At 62.0% G+C, this 16,220-nt stretch carries 14 protein-coding genes; 9 read left to right on the top strand and 5 right to left on the bottom strand.

Annotated elements, in window-relative coordinates; genetic code table 11:
• Position 1: 1 nt before the first annotated feature.
• Positions 2 to 1,534, top strand: a complete 1,533-nt coding sequence (murJ, locus tag DL86_RS08445; RefSeq protein WP_036260151.1) for a murein biosynthesis integral membrane protein MurJ — start codon at positions 2 to 4, stop codon at positions 1,532 to 1,534.
• A 17-nt stretch (positions 1,535 to 1,551) separates the two neighbouring features.
• Here murJ and DL86_RS08440 read toward each other — a convergent pair whose 3' ends face one another.
• A complete protein-coding gene (locus DL86_RS08440; RefSeq protein WP_036260150.1) occupies positions 1,552 to 2,934 on the bottom strand; it encodes a M20/M25/M40 family metallo-hydrolase in 1,383 nt (460 codons plus the stop codon).
• A gap of 122 nt (positions 2,935 to 3,056) precedes the next feature.
• Here DL86_RS08440 and DL86_RS08435 point away from each other — a divergent pair, with 122 nt between their 5' ends.
• The 5 genes from DL86_RS08435 (at position 3,057) to scpA (ending at position 9,644) form a co-directional block, all read left to right on the top strand.
• Entirely contained in the window at positions 3,057 to 3,395 is a 339-nt protein-coding gene (locus DL86_RS08435; protein ID WP_036260344.1) for a DUF1491 family protein, read from the top strand.
• Positions 3,396 to 3,717: 322 nt separating this feature from the next.
• Positions 3,718 to 4,317: a TetR/AcrR family transcriptional regulator gene (locus DL86_RS08425; RefSeq protein ID WP_036260146.1), complete on the top strand. Its 600-nt coding sequence runs from the start codon at positions 3,718 to 3,720 to the stop codon at positions 4,315 to 4,317.
• A 219-nt stretch (positions 4,318 to 4,536) separates the two neighbouring features.
• Complete coding sequence (locus DL86_RS08420; RefSeq protein ID WP_051952999.1) at positions 4,537 to 6,402, top strand: methylmalonyl-CoA mutase subunit beta; 1,866 nt, start codon at positions 4,537 to 4,539, stop codon at positions 6,400 to 6,402.
• 329 nt (positions 6,403 to 6,731) lie between these two features.
• Positions 6,732 to 7,133 (top strand): hypothetical protein, encoded by a 402-nt coding sequence (locus DL86_RS08415; protein WP_036260144.1) that lies wholly within the window; start codon positions 6,732 to 6,734, stop codon positions 7,131 to 7,133.
• Positions 7,134 to 7,427: 294 nt separating this feature from the next.
• Positions 7,428 to 9,644 (top strand): methylmalonyl-CoA mutase, encoded by a 2,217-nt coding sequence (scpA, locus tag DL86_RS08405; RefSeq protein ID WP_051952997.1) that lies wholly within the window; start codon positions 7,428 to 7,430, stop codon positions 9,642 to 9,644.
• On the opposite strand, the gene otsB is transcribed toward scpA, so the two are convergent.
• Positions 9,609 to 10,376, bottom strand: coding sequence for a trehalose-phosphatase (gene otsB / locus DL86_RS08400; RefSeq protein ID WP_036260139.1), 768 nt, complete (start codon positions 10,374 to 10,376; stop codon positions 9,609 to 9,611). The genes scpA and otsB overlap by 36 nt on opposite strands.
• A 4-nt stretch (positions 10,377 to 10,380) precedes the next feature.
• Positions 10,381 to 10,821, bottom strand: coding sequence for a VOC family protein (locus DL86_RS08395; protein ID WP_036260337.1), 441 nt, complete (start codon positions 10,819 to 10,821; stop codon positions 10,381 to 10,383).
• Between the two features lie 190 nt (positions 10,822 to 11,011).
• Between DL86_RS08395 and DL86_RS08390 the strand changes: the two genes are divergently transcribed.
• The 3 genes from DL86_RS08390 to DL86_RS19205 all read left to right on the top strand — a co-directional run bounded on the left by DL86_RS08390 (position 11,012) and on the right by DL86_RS19205 (position 14,573).
• Positions 11,012 to 12,388, top strand: a complete 1,377-nt coding sequence (locus tag DL86_RS08390; RefSeq protein WP_245276307.1) for a cation diffusion facilitator family transporter — start codon at positions 11,012 to 11,014, stop codon at positions 12,386 to 12,388.
• Positions 12,385 to 13,710, top strand: coding sequence for an MFS transporter (locus tag DL86_RS08385; RefSeq protein ID WP_245276306.1), 1,326 nt, complete (start codon positions 12,385 to 12,387; stop codon positions 13,708 to 13,710). The genes DL86_RS08390 and DL86_RS08385 overlap by 4 nt, the downstream gene beginning before the upstream one ends.
• Before the next feature lie 248 nt (positions 13,711 to 13,958).
• Positions 13,959 to 14,573, top strand: coding sequence for a DUF805 domain-containing protein (locus DL86_RS19205; RefSeq protein ID WP_162180409.1), 615 nt, complete (start codon positions 13,959 to 13,961; stop codon positions 14,571 to 14,573).
• A gap of 25 nt (positions 14,574 to 14,598) precedes the next feature.
• On the opposite strand, the gene DL86_RS08375 is transcribed toward DL86_RS19205, so the two are convergent.
• The gene (locus tag DL86_RS08375) at positions 14,599 to 15,555 is read right to left on the bottom strand and encodes a beta-propeller fold lactonase family protein (protein ID WP_036260136.1); all 957 of its coding nucleotides are present in this window, start codon (positions 15,553 to 15,555) and stop codon (positions 14,599 to 14,601) included.
• Between the two features lie 22 nt (positions 15,556 to 15,577).
• Positions 15,578 to 16,123 (bottom strand): SRPBCC family protein, encoded by a 546-nt coding sequence (locus tag DL86_RS08370; RefSeq protein ID WP_051952994.1) that lies wholly within the window; start codon positions 16,121 to 16,123, stop codon positions 15,578 to 15,580.
• Positions 16,124 to 16,220 lie beyond the last annotated feature (97 nt).

Genomic DNA, 16,220 nt, shown 5'->3' with positions numbered 1-16,220 from the left:
GATGTACAAAAGCCTTCTTTCGGTCGGCGGGCTCACTCTGGTCTCGCGCGGCACGGGATTCCTGCGCGATGTCATGCTGGCCGCCATTCTCGGCGGCGGCCTCCTCAACGACGCCTTTGTGGTGGCGCAGCGGCTGCCGAACCATTTCCGGGCGATATTCGGCGAAGGCGCATTCAACTCCGCCTATGTGCCGAGCTATTCGCAGGTGCTTCAATCCGAGGGCCTCGCTGGGGCCCGCCACTTCGCCGGTCAGATTTTCGTCGGCCTGCTTGCCTCGCAGATATTGCTGCTGGGCCTTGCCTGGGCTTTCACCCCTTTTTTCGTGGATCTTCTCGCGCCGGGATTTCGCAACGACCCGGAGAAATTCGAGCTTACGGTGACGCTGACCCGCATCACCTTTCCCTATCTTTTATTCGTGACTCTCGTGACGCTGCAGTCCGGCAGCCTGAACGCCCATAAGCGTTTCGTCGCCGCCGCCTTCGCGCCGGTCCTGATGAATCTCTCGATCATGGCCTTTCTCGGCGTGGCGTTCCTGTTCGCCAATGGGGCGATCGCAGCGAGCTGGGGCCTTGCCCTCTCCGGCCTGCTGCAACTCGCCCTGACCTCCCTCGCCGCCTATCGCGCCGGCATCCTGGAGCAATTCGCGCGTCCGGCGATGACGGAAAACATCCGGCATTTTCTGGGCGCGCTCGGCCCAGCGGTCATCGGCTCGGCCGGCATCCAGATCGCCCTTTTCGCCGATACGATCATCGGGTCATTGTTGCCGACCGGCGGCCCTTCCTCGATCTACTACGCCGACCGGATCTATCAATTGCCGCTGGGCGTCATCGGCATCGCGGCGGGGACCGTTCTCTTGCCGGAGATGAGCCGGTTCCTGGCGGCCGGCAATCCAGGCGCGGCGTTGCATGCGCAAAACCGGACCATGGCGCTCTCCTTGGCGCTTTGCGCGCCTTTCTCCATCGCATTTTTCATGATTCCCGACGTCATCATGCGGGGGGTCTTTCTTCGCGGCGCCTTCACGGCGGAGGCGGCGGAGGCATCCGCCGCGGTGCTCACGGCCTATGGATTCGGGCTTGTCGCGATTGTTCTCGTGCGTTCCGCCGTGGCGAGCTTTCAGGCCCAGAGCGACACCAAAACCCCGATGATGATCGCGTTGGGCGCGGCGGCGGTCAATATCGCCCTGAAGCTGGTCCTGTTTGAGCCCCTGGGCGCAGTAGGGCTGGCCGCCGCCACGGCGGTCGGAGCCTGGATCAATCTTTTGCTCTTGGTATTCCTTGCAATCCGGCGCGGCGCCATGAAGCCGGATTTGCTGTTGTGGCGCACGGCCGCTTGCGTCGTGACGGCATCCTGGGCGCTATCGGCCTTCGCGCTGTTTGCAGCCGCGCCCGCGCGGAGCCTCGTCGCCGGCCTCGGCCGTTTCGCCGATCTGTTTGAACTGCTGCTTCTCGGCTTTGCCGGCGCGGTCGCCTATGTGCTTGTCCTGGCCGCGGGACTGCGCATCGCCGGCGTCAGGCTGCGGCGGCCGCTCGCCTGAGCGACGGCCCGAGGCGCTTAAGGGGCGAGCGCGTTCAAGACCCGCGCCCAGCTCCGGGCGCCTTTGTGGAACGACGAGAGTTCGTATTTCTCATTTGGCGAGTGAACCCGATCGTCCTCGAGGCCAAAGCCGATCATTAAACTGTCCATGCCAAGATCCTGCTTGAACGCGCCGATGATCGGAATCGAACCGCCGCAGCCGGCGAGAACCGGGTCCTTGCCCCATTCGGCTTGGAGCGCGCGGCTCGCCCGCGACAGAACCTCCGAACTAAACGGCAGCTGCAGCGCGCGCGAGGCGCCATGCGAAATAAACTCCGCGCGGCAATCGGCTGGCAAGCGCTCTTGCACGAAGGCGCGGAACGCCGCGGCGATCTTATCCGGGTCCTGCGAGCCGACGAGGCGAAACGAAAATTTGGCGCGGGCCTCCGCCGGAAGCACCGTCTTCGAGCCTTGGCCGGTGTAGCCGCCGATGATTCCATTGACGTCGCAGGTCGGGCGCGCCCAAACCATTTCCAGAACGCCGCGGCCCTCCTCGCCGGCGCAAACCGAGAGCCCGACCTCCTTGAGAAACGCCGCCTCGCGGTAGCGCAAGCCCCGCCATTGCTCTGCGACAGCCTCCGGCAATTCGGCGACGCCATCGTAAAAACCGTGCAGGGTAATGCGCCCCTGCGGGTCATGGAGGTCGGCAATGATGCGCGCCAGCACCCGGATCGGATTGATCGCCGCGCCGCCGAAAATGCCGGAGTGCAGATCGCGGTTGGCGCCATGAATCACGACTTCCTCAAGCACGAGGCCGCGCAGCATCACGGTGATTGCCGGCGTCGCGCGATCCCACATGCCGGTGTCGCAGACGAGCGCCATATCGGCCTTCAGCTCGTCCTTGTTGCTCGCCAGAAATGCGGGAAGCGATGGCGAACCCGTCTCCTCCTCGCCTTCGATGAGGACGGAAATCTCGCAAGGCAAGTCTCCGGTTTCCTTGAAGGCGCGGCAGGCCTCGACGAAGGTCATGAGCTGGCCCTTGTCGTCGGCGACGCCGCGTCCGACGATCTGCTTGCCGGTTGCGGCCTCGGCCAAACGAGGCTCGAAAGGCGGCGTCTCCCATAATTCGAGCGGATCCGGCGGCTGAACGTCATAGTGGCCATAAAAGAGCACATGCGGCACATCCGGACGCGAGGCCTTGCCGCGCGCGACGACCATCGGATGGCCGGCGGTTTCCCGCAAGGACGCCTCGAACCCAAGGCTCTTGAATTCATCGACAAGCCACTGGGCCGCCTTGGCGCAATCGCCCGCATAGGCGGGATCGGTCGAAACCGACTTGATTTCAATCAGCTTGAAGAGCCGCCCCAGCGCGGGCTCGAGATTGGCGTCGATTTTCGCCAGGACTTTTTCGAGCGCGGCCATAGGATCTCCTTGCAACGAGACGCGAACCTATAATGCGTCCAATTCCTTTGCGATCGTTGTACAGATTGCGCACATTTCCCGCAAAGTCAGATTCTCGATTCGGGGTCCAGATGGGAGCGATCATGCGGCTGCGCGCGGATTTCTGGGTGAGCGCCTACCTCCGCCGCTGCGCGCATGAGGGCGCCGTCGCCGTCCTGCGTCGGCGCGGCGCCGCTGAGGCCGGCGCCATATTTATCAAGCTCGATCGGCTCGACGGCGCCGCCGCCGTGTTCGGCCCCGCGCCCCAAAGCGAATTGAAAGAGGATCAAGACCGGGTTTTTTCGCGAATGCACCGCGATCCATGGATCGATCCTGCTGAAGCCGAGCTGAAACTCGCGCGGGAAATCAGTTTTGACCCCGACCTTTGGATCATCGAGACGGAGGACCGCGAGGGACGGTGCTTTCTGGATGTCGCCGAATGATTTCGGCGACGCGTTCGATTTAAGCGCCGCGCGCCAAACCGCGGCAATCGCGCCGGCCTCGGCCCCAAATTCGCCGCTTATCCCCAGACAAGCCGCTCTTTGGTTCTTGCAGGAGCCGGCGACGCCGCGGCTGCGAATCCCTTATGGAGCGGACGACCGCCAAGCAGCCGAGCGGGCCGATGACGCAAAACAATGCCAAAGCGTCAGTAGCCGATTGTTGCCAAAATTTAATTACGAGATTAAATATGTATGACGCTATTAGAAAGAATATTAGGATCGTCATACGGGACTAGTCGATTCGAGCCTTATGGATTGTGATCGAATGAAAAACTCATCTGCGCAGAGAGAAGGCGATACCCAGCTCGACATCATCGGGGTGGCGGAGCGCTTGTTCCACGAGGTCGGCTTTCAAAAAACGACCGTCGGCGATATCGCGCGCGAGTTGCACATGTCGCCGGCTAACGTTTATCGATTCTTTGGCGCCAAAGCCGAAATCAACGTGGCCGTCTGCAGCAGGATTTTCGGCGAGATCGAAGCCTCCGCAACGAAAATCGCGAGAGCATCGGGACCGGCCGGCAAGTCTTTGCGCAATTTGATGGCCGCCATTGAGGATCTGAACTCACAGCGATTCCTGTCCGATCGGAAGCTGCACGAATTATTTGAGACGGCCTATAATGAAAATTGGCCGATCGTCCGTGAACACGCCGACAAGATGGACAAGATTCTCGCTCAAATTATCAGCCGGGGAATGGCGGCCGGCGAATTTAAGGCCGGCGATTCGGAGCTTGCGGCGATTCTCGTCCGCAGCGCCTGCGTCCGTTTCCTTCATCCGCGGCTGATGGTGGAATGCGCGCAGGATCCTGAGCCAACGCTCGATCAAATGATCGATTTCTGCCTCGCCGCGCTCGCTGAAAGAGCCTGATCGGATTGCCCCTCGTCAATGGCGGATGGGCTGGATGCGTCGCCGGACCAATGCCATCTATTGATGGCGCGTTGATATCCGCGATGATCAAATGCAAAAGTGAGTCGGTCTTGCAAACAGGCCCGAGATCGCCCCACATGGCCGGACTAAGTCGCGTCGCGCCCTAATCGGCGGCGCCTCTCCGCATGGCGAACTGGAGAGATCGTCGGCGGATCCAAAATGGAAACAGGCTCCAAAGGCATCGAAATTGAAGGCCTGTTCTCCCCGGCGGACGCAGTTCGATGGGCTCAGCTCGCCGATGCCGCGCTCAAAGGCGGCAGCTTCGAAAAGCTCGTCGCCTCGACGCCTGAAGGCCTCGCGATCAATCCGCTCTACCCGCGCGCCCCCGCTGGACTCGGCCGCGCCTTGCGGCAAAGGCCGGACGGCTGGCGCGTTGCGCAAAGAATGGACCACCCGGATGCTGCGAGCGCAAATCGACTCGCGCGGTCAGACCTCGAGGGCGGAGCCGCCGCCCTCACGCTTACCGTCGCGCAGGCGCCGGCGGCGCGCGGCTTTGGCGTCGAGATCGGAAGCGAAAGCGATCTCGACGCGGCGCTGGAAGGCGTCGAACTCGATCTGATCTCGCTTCGGCTCGACGCCGGGGCGCGGACCATGGAAATTGCCCCGGCATTCGCCGCGCTCGCCAGAAAACGCCGGCTGACCGCCGCCGCGCTCAACATTGATTTCGGCCATGATCCGATCGGCCATTTCGCCAAATCGGGAGCAATTCCAGCAACCATCGCCAAGATCGGGCGCACGGCGGCGGATATGCGCCAGACTCTGAGCGATAGCGGATTCGCGGGGCATTTCCTCCTTGCCGATGGGCGCCCCTATCACGACGCGGGAGCCGGCGAGGCGCAAGAGCTCGCAGCGGTGCTGGCGACCGGCGTCGATTATCTTCGGCTACTGGTGGCCAATGGCGTCGGCCTCAGCGAGGCCCGGGACGAGATCGCTTTTCTGCTTGCCGCCGACTCCGACGCGTTCCTGACCATCGCCAAATTCCGCGCCTTGCGGCGGCTCTGGGCGCGCGTCGAATCGGCCTGCGGCCTTGCGCCAAAGCCAATCCGCCTCCATGCCGAAACCTCCTATCGGATGATGACCAAGCGCGACCCTTGGGTGAATATCTTCCGGGGGACGATGGGCGCATTTTCCGCCGGCCTTGGCGGCGCGGACGTCATCACCATTCTGCCTTTCACTTTGGCGCTCGGCCTGCCGGACGAATTCGCCCGCCGGCTGGCGCGCAATGCGCAATTGCTGCTTCTCTTCGAGGCGAACCTCGCCAAGGTCGCCGATCCTGCGGCAGGCGCCGGCGGTTTCGAGGCACTGACCGACGGCCTCTGCGCGAAAGCGTGGACTTTGTTCCAAAGGTTTGAAAGATCGGGCGGCGTTTTAGAAAGCCTTAGGGTCGGTTGGCCGCAAGAGGAGATCGCGGCGACCGCGGCAATAAGACGCGAGCGCATTGCCCATAGGACGCAGGCGATCACCGGCTCCAGCACTTTTCCAGATCTTGGCGAAACGGCGGTGGAGGTGCTGGCCGTGGCTCCGCCGGTCGATGGCCCATCGGCGCGGGCGGGCGCCGGATGCGCGCCCCTCGCCTGCCATCGCGACGCCGAACCTTATGAAGGTTTGCGCGCGGCTTCCGACGCGGCCCTCGCCCAAACGGGCGCGAGACCAACAATCTTTTTCGCCAATCTAGGATCTCTGGAAGATTTTCTGGCGCCTTCGATCTTCGCCAAGAACCTCTTCGAGGCAGGGGGCATCGAGGCTGTGGCCAACGCCGGCTTCAAGACAGTTCAAGAGGTGGAGGCGGCCTTCCGCCTTTCAGGTTGCAGAATCGCCTGCATTTGCGCCTCCGACGCCATTGCCCCGGAGACCGCTCTCGCGACCGCGCGGGCGATCGGCGCAGCGGGCGCGGCGCTCATTTGTTTCGCCGGATCTCCCGCCAAAATGAAAGCCGCTTTGCGAGAGGCCGGGGTCGCTGAATTCGTTCATCCGGGGTGCAATGCCCTGGTCATTCTGGAGCATGCACTTGCCAGAGCCGTTTAGGATCGGTAATGATCTTGGTTAAAGTGCGAATTGGCTGTTGACTTTTTGTGGCGGGCTCGCGCTTTTTTCAAGGCGTAAGGACGAGAGCGCTTTCACGGTAAGCGCAAGGGCGTTGTTCGATTGCTTGATCATTTGCTTGATCATTTGCTTGATCGCATTTCAGGACGCCCTCTGCCCGTAGGCTTATTGGCGCCATGAGGCGCCATCCCGCTTCATGGGAGCCTGGGAAGCGCCGTGACATTCATTTGGCCGCATCGCGAAACGGCGAACCACGCTCCGCTTCGCCGAAAGCTTTATTTGTGCCGGAAGGCAGTTGGGAGAAAAATAGAATGAGCCCTGTTCGTTATTCACATCTTTTCACCGCCGCGCTCGCCGCCGCCAGTCTCTTGTCCGCGATTCTTATGGCGAGCGCGGAGAATAAGATCAGGTCCGCCGCCGTGGAAAATCACGATGGCGTCTATGCCGTCGAAATCGTCACCGAGCAAGGCGCATGCGACAGATCCTATCATTGGACAATCGCCGTCTCCGGCGGCCGCGTCAGTTCGGCTGGCGACGCGATCATGCAGGCCTCCGGTCAGATCGACCAGCGCGGCGTTGTCTCCCTGGCGTTTCGCCGCGACAATAACGTCGCCCATGTCGCCGGAAAGGTCAAAGGCAGCTCAGGCTCCGGCACCTGGTCGTCTCCGACCATGCAATGTGGCGGATCGTGGCGCGCCGCTCGGCAAAGCTAGAGCGTGACGCCAAAAGTTGCCGACTTTTTGGATGCATCATTCGTCAAATAGAACGACAGTAGATGCCGGCTCGCATTAAGAAAATGCGATAAAGTAAACAATGAGAGCTGCTTTTTGATTCTCGAAAATCCGAAAGCGCTCTGGACAATCGCGCCATCACAAAGTCTAGCGGCGCGCGCCGGGAGCGGCGTCTTCGCGTAGAAGGCGCGGTCCCGACAAGCGCAATGGCCATATTCGGCGCAACGCTCTATCATTTGGCTGATCCACGGTCTTGCCCAGCCGGGAGGACGCCTTGTGAGCCGCATTCCTGATTTTTCGGACTTGAGTTTCGCGCCCGCCGCAGGTCCATCAGACCAACTCGCGGGCGAAGATTGGGCGACGCCCGAAGGCGTCGTGGTCAAGCCAATCTACCATTCGGCTGACCTCGAAGGGATCGACTGGCTCGATACATTTCCGGGGTTGCCGCCCTATCTCCGCGGCCCCTACCCTCTGATGTACGCGCTGCGGCCCTGGACGATCCGCCAATATGCCGGCTTCTCGACGCCCGAGGAGTCGAATGCCTTTTACCGCCGCAACCTAGCCGCTGGGCAAAAAGGCCTCTCCGTGGCTTTCGATCTTCCCACCCACAGGGGCTATGATTCCGATCATCCGCGCGTCGCCGCCGATGTCGGGATGGCCGGCGTCGCGATCGATTCCATCGACGACATGCGGATGCTTTTTTCAGGCATTCCGCTGGATGAAATGTCGGTCTCGATGACGATGAACGGCGCCGTGCTGCCGATCCTCGCGCTCTATATCGTCGCGGCGGAGGAACAGGGCGCGCCGCTGGGCAAGCTTGCCGGCACGATCCAAAACGATATCTTAAAAGAATTCATGGTGCGCAACACCTATATCTATCCACCCGCTGCGTCCTTGCGCATCACCTCCGATATTTTTGCGTTTACCGCGCAAAACATGCCGAAGTTCAATTCAATCTCGATCTCCGGCTATCATATGCAAGAAGCTGGGGCGAGCGCCGACCTCGAACTCGCCTATACGCTGGCCGACGGCCTCGAATACATTCGCGCCGGGCTGAAGGCCGGTCTCGATATCGATCAATTTGCGCCCCGCCTTTCGTTTTTCTTTGCGACCTCGATGAATTTCTTCATGGAAATCGCAAAACTGCGCGCCGCCCGCCTCCTCTGGGCGAAGCTCGTGAAGGGATTCAATCCGGCCAACGAAAAGTCCCTGGCGCTGCGCACCCATGCGCAAACCTCGGGCTGGTCGCTGACCGCGCAAGACCCGTTCAACAACATCATCCGCACGCAGATCGAGGCCATGGCGGCGACGCAGGGCCATACGCAATCGCTGCACACCAATGCGTTCGACGAGGCGCTTGCGCTGCCTTCCGAATTTTCGGCCCGCGTCGCGCGCAACACCCAGCTGTTCCTGCAGCAGGAAAGCGGAACGACCCGCATCATCGATCCCTGGGGCGGCTCGTTTTACGTCGAGCGGCTCACCGCCGAGCTCGCCGCGCGCGTCGCAACGCATCTCGATGAGATCGAAGCCCTCGGCGGCATGGCCAAGGCGATCGAGGCCGGCCTCCCGAAACGGCGCATCGAGGAGGCAGCCGCCAGGACGCAGGCGCGCATCGACAGCGGGGCTCAAACCGTGATCGGGGTCAACGCCTATAGGCCCCAGAGCGAAACCGAGGTCGCGATCTTGAAGGTCGACGCGGCCGCCGTTCGCACCCGGCAGATCGCCAAGCTCGAACGGCTGAAAGCCGGGCGCGAGCCAGCCCTTGTCGCAGAAAAGCTAGACGCTTTGACGCAGGGAGCGAAAACGAGCGCCAATCTCCTGGCGCTCGCGATCGAGGCTGCGCGGGCCAAGGCGACGGTCGGCGAAATCTCCTTCGCGCTTGAAAAAGTGTTTGGCCGCCATCGCGCGGAGATCCAGGCCATTTCCGGCGTCTATGCGGCGGAAGCCGGCGTTGGCTCCGCCACCATCGCCTATATAAAGCGCCTGGTGGCGGATTTTGCCGAGAACGATGGCCGACGCCCCCGCATTCTCGTCGCTAAAATCGGCCAGGATGGGCATGATCGCGGCCAGAAAGTGGTCGCGTCGGCGCTGAGCGATTTCGGCTTCGCGGTCGAGATCGGGCCGCTTTTTTCGACGCCCGAGGAGGCCGCGCGCCAGGCGGTCGAGGCCAATGTCCATATCCTTGGCGTCTCCTCGCTCGCCGCCGGGCATCTGACGCTCATCCCGCAATTGCGGGCCGCGCTTGAGCGGGAAGGCCGGCCTGACATTATGATCGTGGTCGGCGGGGTCATCCCGCCGCAGGATTTCGACGCCCTGGCGGAGGCCGGCGCCGCTGCGATTTTTCCGCCGGGAACGGTGATCCCGGAAGCGGCGGCGCGTCTGATCGAGCTTTTGAACGGAAGGCTCGGCTATCGCCAGAAGGATGCGGCGGCGCGATGCCCGCGAGACGCCCCCGTCTCATCCCCCAAGCAGCGAACGGAGCTCCCGCCTTAATTCGTCCGGATCGCTCAAACGATGCCGCGCCGCGCTTGGCTCCTCGGCCGGGCCGATGCGGATCGAAATCCCGCCGAGCGCATTAACGAAGCTAAAGCCGCTTTCGTCGGTCAGATCGTCGCCGATGAAGACCGGCTGCCGCCCAGCATGGGGCGCCGCCTTCAGCAAGGCTGCAATGGCGGTTCCCTTGTGGTGGCCGGCCCGCTTGAGTTCGGCGACCATCTTGCCCTCCTGCACGGCGAGATCGCCCGCAACATCCCCTCGCGCAACGCCCATCAGCGCGGCCAAGACTTCGGGTCCAAGGTCCGGCCTTTGCCTGAAATGAACGGCGAGCGTCGCGCCCTTATCCTCAAGCCGCAAACCCTGATGCCGCGCGACGAATGCAAGGAGTTTCGGCCGGGCGATGTCCATGACGCCGCTTTGCGCCAAGATGCGCGATCCATCCGGAAACCGGATTTCCGCGCCATGCAGCCCGGCGGCGCAAAAGACCGCCGGCGCGAAAATGCGGTCGATATCGTCGATCTTGCGACCGCTGACCAGCGCCAGCGCGCCGCCGGCCGCGTCCGAGAGCCCCGCCAGCAGGCCAAGCAGGGACGCATCGGCGACGACATCCTCGGGCCGCGGCCTGATCGCAAGAAGCGTCCCATCGACATCGAGGAAATAGGCGCTCGAGGCGACCGGCGCCAATTGCGCCAAACCGCCAGGCGGCAAGATCTCGGAAACGGGGGGCAAATTGCTACCACACCCCGGTGCTGGGCATGGAAGCCCAGGGCTCTTGCCTTGGCAGCGGCGGGCCCTTCTGCAAAAGCTCGATGGAAATATTGTCGGGCGAGCGGATGAACGCCATAGCGCCATCGCGCGGCGGGCGGGCGATGGTGACGCCGGCCTTCATGAGCCTGTCGCAGGTTGCGTAAATATCCTCGACGCCAAAGGCGATATGACCGAAGTTCCGGCCGCTCTTATACGTCTCTTCGTCCCAATTATAGGTCAGCTCGATCAGCGGCGTTTTGAATTTGATGGCGCGGTCGACGTCGCCGGGGGCGGCAAGATAGACTAGGGTATAGCGACCGGTTTCGTTTTCGATCCGTCTGACCTCGATCAGGCCGAGTTTATCGGCGTAAAATTCAAGCGATTGCCCGAGATCGGCGACGCGGACCATCGTATGCAGATATTCCATGTTCGATTCCTCTGCCGATTTCGCCCCGTCCCGCAACCGGCGGCGCATTCGATTTGGATATAATATAGCATGGACGGCGGGTCTTGCCGCGTCTTGCAGGCCTCTGGCGCATCCGGCGACCGACCTCGGCCGCCGCACTGGGATTTAAGCATATGAGCCAATGGGGCCGCCGACAAAGCTGGAAAAGCCGATGACCGACGCCAATCGGCGCAAGGAGCGAGCGGCGATCGCCTCGATCGCGGTCAGCACCCTCATGACCTTGGCCAAACTCATCGCCGGCCTTGCTTCCGGCTCCTTGGCGGTCCTGTCTGAAGCTGGCAATAATATGGCCGATATCGCGACGACGGTCTTGACCTATTTCGCGATACGAATCGCGAATAAGCCGGCCGATGCGGATCATCAATTTGGACACGGCAAGGTGGAATCGCTGGCGGCCCTGGTCGAGACCGGGGTCCTCTTCGCAATGGCCGCCTATATTCTGTTTGAAGCGGTCAAGCGCCTCGCCGGCCACGACGCCGCGATCGAGGCCGGACCCCTCACCTTCGGGGTTCTGATCATCTCGATGATTGTGGATTTTTTCCGTTGGCGCTCCCTCAAACGGATCGCCAAGGAGACGCGCAGCGAGGCCCTCGGCGCCGACGCGCTTCATTTTTCGAGCGACATCGTCAGTTCGGCCCTGGCGCTCGTCGGGCTGACCGCGGCGCATTATGGCTATCCGGAGGGGGACGCCGCCGCGGCGCTGGGAGTGGCGGGGTTCATCGCCGTCGCCGGCTTCCAGATTGGCCGGCGCACTGTCGACACTTTGCTCGATGCGGCGCCAAAGGGCCTTACCGAGGCGATTACCTCCATCGCGCAATCGGTTCCTGGCGTGATCGACGTCACGACGGCGCGGCTGAGGCCAGCCGGCGCCGAGGTGGTCGGCGATATTTCGATCATGGTTTCGCGGACCTTGCCGCTTGAGAAGGTCGCCGCCATCAAGGCGAATGTCGCGGCGGCCATCGCCGCGCGGCATCCGGAAGTCGCCCTCACGGTCGCCGCCCATCCCGTCGCCCTCGACAACGAGACGATTCTCGAACGCGTCGCCTTGATCGCGGGCAAGCGCCATGTTCCAGTTCATCACGTGACCCTGCAGGAAATCGACGGCCGGACCTCGATCAGTTTCGACGTCGAACTCGACGGCCGCATGACGCATGGCAATGCGCATGAGATCGCGTCAGGGCTGGAGCTGCAGATCCGGCAGGAACTTGGCCCCGACATCGAAGTCGAGACCCACATCGAGCCCCAGGAGCCGCGTCAGATGCAAGGCCAGGATGCTTCCCCCGAGACATGCGCCGATATCGCCGCCGCCCTTGCGCAAAGAGCGCTGGAAGCGGGGCCGATCCGCGACATCCACAATGTCCGAGTGCGAAGAACGCCGGCTGGCCTGGTCGTCAATTACCATTGCTGCGTCGATCCTGATCTTCGCGTCGACGCAGTTCATGATCATGTCGATGAATTGGAGCGCAAGGTGCGCGGCGACTTCGCCGAGATCGTCCGGATCGTCGGGCACGCCGAGCCGCGCCCATGAGCCGCGACAGCGATCATTCCGTCCTCTCCGCGCCAAGGCCCATGCTGGCCGGCCTGTTGCGGACGCGCCGATTCGCGCCTTTGTTCTGGTGCCAATTCTTTTCCGTGTTCAACGATAATTTCGTTCGCAACATGCTCGCCATGCTGATCCTCTTCAGGCTTGGCGAAAAAGACGCCGGCCCGCTGATCACGCTGGCGGTCGGCATTTTCATGGCGCCATCGCTGCTCCTCTCCGGCCTTGGCGGCGAAATGGCGGATGCGCAGGACAAATCGCGGCTCGGGCGGCGGCTGAAATTCGCCGAGATTTGGGTGCAGGTCATTGCCGCCTTGGGCCTATGGCTGACCTCCTTGCCGCTGCTCTATGCCGCCCTGTTCGGGCTCGGCGTGATCTCGGCCCTGTTCGGCCCGGTCAAATATGGCATTCTGCCCGATCTTCTCAGGAGGCATGAGCTGCTCGCCGGCAATGCGCTGGTCGAAGCCGCGACTTTCATCGCCATCTTCCTGGGACTGATCGCCGGAGGCCTTTCCGCCGTCGGGCGCTCGCCCGAAGGAACCGTCCTGCAACTGATGCTCATCGCCCTCGCCTGCTGGGGCGCAAGTCTCTTCGTACCGCTCAGCGGACGCGCCGCGCCGCATTTGCGCATCAATCCCAATGTGTTCGCCTCGACGCGCGGCCTTCTGCGCGAAGTCCGGCAGGAACGAAATCTTTGGACGCGAAGCATCGCGGTCTCCTGGTTCTGGATGACCGGCGCGATCGCTCTTTCGCTGATCCCCGTCGTCATCCGCGACAAGACCGGCGGCGGCATTATTGTCGAGACGGCGATCAGCGCTCTTTTTGCGCTGGGGATCGGGATCGGGTCGATCGCGGCGGCGGTTATCGCGCGCGGCCGCATTTCCTTGACGCTCGTTCCCTACGCGGCCCTCGGCATGGCGGTTTTCCTGATCGATCTTGGGGTCGCGACCTGGAGCCTTCCCGTGGCGAGGGTTGAAGTCGGGCTTGCTGAATTCTTAAGCTCCGCCACCGGCATCCGAATCGCCTGCGATGTCGTGGGCCTCGCCTGCGCCGGCGGGCTTTTCGTCGTGCCCTTGTTCACCGCCATCCAGGCCGATGCGGCTAAGGACATGCGCGCCAGGATCGTCGGCGGCGTGAATATTCTCAATTCCAGTTTTATCGTTTTTGGCGTGCTGCTCACCGCCGCGCTGCAGAGCGACGCCATTGGAGCCTCGGAATCGCTCCTTCTCGGCGCTCTCGGCGCCCTGAATCTTGGCGCGGCCTTCTATGTGCGTAAGAATATTTTGCGCTCACCCTCCGTTCAGCTTTGAGCCCATCGAGATGCTGCTTTTAAATCGATGATACATTTTAATGGAGTTCTATAGGTTTAAATATATTGCGGCGTCTGCAACTGAAATGCGATGTGCGAGACCATCTTGCACGCGCGCTTTAGTTCTAGAGCGCTTTCAGTCTCCGCGAAATCAGAAAGCAGCTCTAGCTCTTTGTTTTGTCGCATTTTCTTAACGCGAACCGGCATCCACTTCGCTCGAAAATGCTCTAACTTGCAGGAATGGCGGCTATGATCGAATCGCCCAACATGTGGCACTATGCGATAGGAAGTGAACAGAAGGGTCCCTTCTCGGTCGAACAGCTAACCGCTCTCGCGTCAGCCGGCGCAATCAATGCGAATACCCTCGTCTGGTCGCAGAAGCTGACGAATTGGGAGCCCCTCGGCCGAACCGAACTTGCGTTACTCCTCGGAATCAGTCCGCTCCAACCCCCTCCGCTCGGATTCGCGCAGACGTTTCCGCAAGGCGCGATCGCGAGCCGCGATGCCCCGGTGACGACCTTCAGCCAAGCCATCAGCTCCTGCTTCGCGAAATACGCCACCTTCTCTGGCCGCGCGAACCGCCCCGAGTACTGGTGGTTTTACCTATTCGGAATTCTTACCAGTATTGCCGCTTCAGTGATCGACATCTCGTCTTTTGGAGCGCACTCCCAAATTCAGCCCATTTTTTCAATCGTCACCCTTGGCCTTTTATTGCCGAACCTTGCGGTCTCGATTCGGCGTCTGCACGACACCGACAGATCCGGATGGTGGCTCTTGATTATTCTGATTCCCATCGCTGGCTGGGTCGCGCTGATCGTCTTTTTTTGTCAGAAGGGTTCGCCCGGTCGCAATACCTACGGCTAAAAGTGACGATGAGTCCGTAAATAACTCAATGCGTCTGGCGCAAAAACGTCCCAAACGCGCGGGGGCCGTCGCCGACCGGCATTTTCGCCGTCACTTTCAGCGCGTCGGCGTCGATCGCCCAAACCTCGTTCGAGAACCAGTTTGTCACATAGACGCTGCCGCCATCGGCGCTGGTCTCGATGCCTTCCGGATATTCCCCAACCGCGATTCGCATCAAAGGCTGCAATGTGGCGAGATCGAAAATCGAGACCGTCCCGCCATATTGGTCGGAAGTGAAGCCGCGCCCCTTGGCCAGCGCCACGGCATAGGGCCGCTTGCCCACCGACGCCGCGCCAATCAGCTTGCGCGCGGCAAGATCGACCACCGAGACGCTATCGCCTTCGACATTCGCGGTATAGGCGCGCTCGCCGCGCGGATCGATGGTGATCCCGAACGGATGCGCGCCGACCTTGACGGCGCCGAGAATGGCAAAGCTCGCGGCGTCGATGATCGAGATTTGATCGTCGCCGCGATCGGCGGTCACAATCAGAGCGCCATCCGGGGTCAGCGCAACGCCGGAGGGCGATGCGCCGACGGTCACGGAGCCGACGACGGCGCCCGCCGCCAGATCGATCTTATAAAGGCGCGGCAGATAGAAGCCGGCGACATAGAGAAAACGACCCGCCGGGTCGGCGGCGATGCCGAGCGGCGTGTCCGGCATCATGATCCGCGCCGAAACCTTGCGCGTCGCCGCGTCGATGACCGAGACATATTTGCCTTCGGTGCTCGTGACATAGGCGGTCCGCCCATCGCGCGCCATAGCGATTCCGGCCGGCTTGCCGTCGACCCTGATCCGCGCCACGACCGCTTTCGCGGCAAGGTCGAGCACGCTGACCTCGTCGCCGGTTTGTTCGGGAATGAAGGCTTCGTCCGCCGCCGCCGCGCCGCAAAGCAGCACGGCGCCCAAGCTGGCAATGAGTTTCAATTGCCCTGCCCGGCTCATCAAGCGTCTCAACTTGGGCGCCTCATTTGGCTGCCTCGGCCTTCTTCTTCAGATTTGCCAGGCCCGATTTATACAGATCGCCCACGGCCTTCAGCGCCGCCTCGTCGCTCAATTCCGGCGGCGGATCATTATTGGGATAGCCGCGATAGAAAGCGCCGCGCCATTCGACCGTGCTTTTGCCGCCTTCGGCCGGGAGGACGATAATCGTCGCGGAATAATTATTGACCGGCAAAACCTTCACGTCGACCTTGTCGATGCGATAGGAATAGCTCATCTCGGCCGCGTCATATTTATAGAGGTTTTCGTCAATCGTCGCGCCGCTGTCGAGCGTGATCTGGCGTTTGGCGACGTCCGGCTGGTTGCCGCCTTCGCCAGTGGTCTTGGCGACGCCGGGAAGCCAGCTCATATCGTGGAAATCGGCGATGATCGCCCAAACCTTCGCCGGCGCGGCATTGATCTCGACCTTCTCGGTTATCTTCTGCCGGGTCGGTCCATGCGCCCCGGCCGGCAGAGCCGATGCGAGGAGGGCGGCCCCAACCCAAAGAAACTTCGCGATGCTTCCAGCCATTCTTTCACTTCCCTTATGACTTTTATCTAACAGCGCACGGCTTATCTAACAGAGCATGGCGGCGCATCTTGCGGAGCCTAGCGCCCCGCCTGCCCGC

The sequence above is a fragment of the Methylocapsa aurea genome, from assembly GCF_000746085.1.
Taxonomy (GTDB): Bacteria; Pseudomonadota; Alphaproteobacteria; order Rhizobiales; family Beijerinckiaceae; genus Methylocapsa; species Methylocapsa aurea.
This window is presented reverse-complemented; position numbering and strand designations above follow the sequence as displayed.